Genomic DNA, 3,911 nt, shown 5'->3' with positions numbered 1-3,911 from the left:
TCAGCTGTAATGTTTGCGCTGTGCCTGGATTGACCCAGTTGCCGACGCAAGACTGCCCGATCTCCAAGCCTGAAAAAATCCAGCACAGACAATGATCCACGAGGAGTCAGACTGGGTCAGTGAAGTCTCGGCAACTGGGTTAACTCGACATCAGCGCCAACATGCTGGCGTTTAGATCGTGGCGGTTGAGGTAGTTTTTTCCGGGGGCCCACGGTGGTGTTTGCACTCCCGCCCACCGACTGTGGTGGCAGGCCGGTCTTGTGTCGGTTCTGCAGTAGGAAGCACGACAGTGCAGGGATTAGCACCAGAGCCCCCAACATATTCCACATGAACATAAATGCCAGCAGAATGCCCATGTCGGCTTGGAATTTGATGGGTGACCAAGCCCAGGTAATAACTCCGGCGGCCATTGTCATACCCACGAGCGCCACGACTTTGCCGGTAAATTGTAGAGAGGCTCGGTACGCTTCCTTAAGGCTCGCGCCACTTCGCTGTACCACCAGTTGCACGGATAGCAGGTATAGCGCGTAGTCAACCCCGACCCCTACACCCAGCGCAATGACTGGTAGAGTAGCGACCTTAACCCCGATACCAAGCCATACCATCAGCGCCTCGCAAAGCAAGGAGGTGACCACCAGTGGAATGACTGCCACGATGACTGCGCGCCAACTACGGAATGTGACGAAGCAAAGCAGGACTACGCCGACGTACAGCAAAGCGTGCATTTTATAGAAGGAATCCTTAACCACGATATTAGTAATCGCCTCGATTCCAGCGTTGCCTGCTGCTGGGAGAAACTTGATATCTTCACTGTTATGTTCCTTGGCGAAGGCCTCTACCTGTGCAAGTAGTTGGGTCAATGTGCTGGCTTTATGGTCTGAAAGATAGGTCATGACCGGGAATACCGAACACTTGGGGTTGAGTACATCGGGGTTGTTAACCAGCACTTGGGACGCCGCGTAACCGAGCGAGCGAGGGTCGCGAATAATACTGTTCCATTTGAAGTAACCCTCGAACGTACCGCTGACACCTTGCTTAGTCAGTGTGGCGAATGACTCCGTCGCTTGCACGCCAGGCACATGACTTAACACCCAACCCAGGCGGTCCGCTTCAATGAGATTGCTGAAGTGATCACAGACACCCGGGGCGGTCTTTACGATAACGGCAAATTGATCGTTGGATAGACCATAATTGGCTGTAACGTAAGCCACATCCTGGTTGTAACGGGAATCCTGGCGCAATTCGGGCGCGCCGGCGCCGAGATCTCCAATTTGCAGATTATGACGGACTACCAGCGCTGTGATACTCAAAATGACTGCAAAAACGATCGCGCCGATTGCCCAGTTGCGCTGGGTAAAGTGACTGAAGAACTCCCACAGAGGGGATAGCTTTTCAGTATTACTCGCATGCATCGAGCGTTTCGCTGCGTGCAAGCTGACCCCTGTATAGGACAAAATAACTGGAATCAGAATAAGCTTGGTGAAGATCAATACTGCTACGCCAATGCTGGTAGTTAACGCCAGGTCCTGAATCACCGGTATATCGACGATGATCAATACCGCGAAACCGACGACGTTGGCCAGCAACGCGGTCAGCCCCGCCATGAATAGTCGTCGGAAAGTGTAGCGGGCAGCGATGTACTTATGGGTGCCGCGACCGATATCCTGCATTACTCCGTTCATTTTTTGCGCCCCGTGCGACAAGCCGATGGCGAAAATCAGGAAGGGTACAAGAATCGTGTAGGGATCAAGTTCGTAACCGGCCAGATGCATTAGACCTAGCAACCAGACCACACCGAGTATGGAAACGGCTACTAGCATCAGGGTGCTTCGCCAGCAGCGGCTGTAGAGGTAGACGAATAGCGTAGCAATCAGAACGGACACCGCGAAGAACTGGAAAATCTTGGTCAAGCCCTGAATCAGGTCCCCTACCAGTTTGGCGAAGCCGACGATATGGATACGTACTCCTTCTCCTTCCTTGCCCCTGACTCTTTGCTCCAGTGCCTGGGATAACGCCTTGTAGTCGATTGGCTTGCCCGAGTCTGCATAGTTGTTCAGTAAAGGGACGATGATCATAGACGACTTGTAGTCATTGGCTACGATTCGGCCTGGCGCGGATGACCGTGCCAGGTTATCCCGAAGTTCTTCAAGTTTTTCTGAAGAACCATCGAACCGGTCAGGCATGACCGGGCCACCGCGTAATCCATCTTCGGTTACTTGAGTCCAGCGTAATGAAGGTGTCCACAGCGACTTCATCCAGGGCCGATCAACTCCAGGTATAAGGAACAGTTCGTCGTTTATCTCTCGGACCGTCTGCAGGTATTGCTGATCGAAAATGTCGCCTTTGGTATTTTCTATGACGACACGTACGCTGTTACCAAGACCGGGGAGCTCTGCGCGGTTGTCGAAAAAGTTCATGATGTAGGGGTGGGAGCTCGGGATCATGCGATCGAAGTTGGCATTGACCACTAGGCGTGATGCCTGCCATCCGAGCAGTACGGAGATAACGACTATCAGGATGATGATCAACAGGCGATTGTTGAATATCACCCGCTCGACGATGTTACCTGTACGCTCATCGAAGTCTCGACGGTCATTGATAATTGGGTATTTATTATTGTTTTGTTCGATAGTCGTAGCCATCGTAACGCCTCCGATGGGAATGGAAACTCACTGTCTCGTCAGTGCATTCGATAAAATTCAGGGATCTTGGCGTGAAGCGAGGGTTACTCCATCTGGACCGATGGTATAGAGACCATGACCTAATGCTGCAACCCCATAGATTGGTGTGCGCCGCTTGACCGATCTATTGATGATCTGCTCGCCTTTGGGGTCGCTGAATAACAACTCGCCGCCAGCACTTGCGAGAACGATCGAGCCATCAGCGAGCAGGGTAGCTGCGTTGATCGAAAAACTGGTCCGGGTTTCGAGTTGAGTCCACGATGCTCCTTCATCGCGGCTTGTCCATACGTTGCCTCGGAGCCCATAGGCGACAAGCAAGCCCTTGCGTCCGGTGAGGCCGAATAAAGAGCCACTGTAGGGGAGGGCAACCTTCACGAATTTCTGGCGCCTCTGGTCTAGGCGCAGTAGCAGGCCCAATTCGCCAACAATGAACACGTGGTCGCCAATTCTGCGGATGGCGTGCAGTGAGTATTGGTCCGGATTTTCTGCTTTATCTATCCACGGTACCCAATGCTGACCACCGTCCGTGGTATGTAAAATCAGATTGAACGCGCCGACTACCCAGCCCTCATGTTCATTTTCAAAAAATACATCCAGCAGCGGTTTTATTGGGCCGTCTTTCTCCAGTGCCTGGGTGTATTCCTGAGCACTTTGCAGCTCTGGCGTTCCCTCTCCTGTAACACTTCCGTAGTGCTTGGCAAACAGATCAATCATCTGACGGCCGTCAAGCTGCCGCGTCCAGGTTTCTCCGCCATCCTGGGTGTTTAGAATGACCCCGTCATGTCCCACCGCCCATCCGAGTGATCGATTGGCGAAATAAACCGCTACCAAATCGCTACTCAGTGGCGCAGGCACTTGAGCAAAGTGTTGACCGGTTTCGTCAGATCGGACAATGTGTCCGCGTGGTCCCACCGCAACGACCCCTGAGCTACTAGCGAACAGTCCGTACAAGGGTGAGATAACTGCGCGATCAGAGATCATTGCGGGTTGGTCCAGCGGATCAATGAATGAGGCAGCTTTGCCCATGCAGGGCAAGGCGCCGAAAGACAAGACCAGTGCCTTGAGTAGCGTGTTCATGTGCTTCTCCGTTCATTCCACGGCAGCGAGACAATCATAAGAGAGATTAAGTTTTTATCGCTGAGACTGTCGCGCAAGAGACTCAGGCGTAAAGAACGTCAGCGGTTTCAGCTCGTCGAACACCTTCACCCCCTTGGTCCCGGCAGAAATGGA

At 52.9% G+C, this 3,911-nt stretch carries 2 protein-coding genes; both read right to left on the bottom strand.

Annotation, left to right across the window (positions count from 1 at the left end; translation table 11 throughout):
- Positions 1-116: 116 nt before the first annotated feature.
- Positions 117-2,642 (bottom strand): RND family transporter, encoded by a 2,526-nt coding sequence (locus FBY10_RS31400; protein WP_145338892.1) that lies wholly within the window; start codon positions 2,640-2,642, stop codon positions 117-119.
- Between the two features lie 57 nt (positions 2,643-2,699).
- A complete protein-coding gene (locus FBY10_RS31395) occupies positions 2,700-3,758 on the bottom strand; it encodes a YCF48-related protein (protein ID WP_145338891.1) in 1,059 nt (352 codons plus the stop codon).
- Positions 3,759-3,911: the final 153 nt, after the last annotated feature.

The organism is Pseudomonas sp. SJZ103 (assembly GCF_007828335.1).
GTDB lineage: Bacteria > Pseudomonadota > Gammaproteobacteria > Pseudomonadales > Pseudomonadaceae > Aquipseudomonas.
Note: the sequence above shows the minus strand (reverse complement) of the source record. Positions and strands in the feature narration are given on the sequence as shown.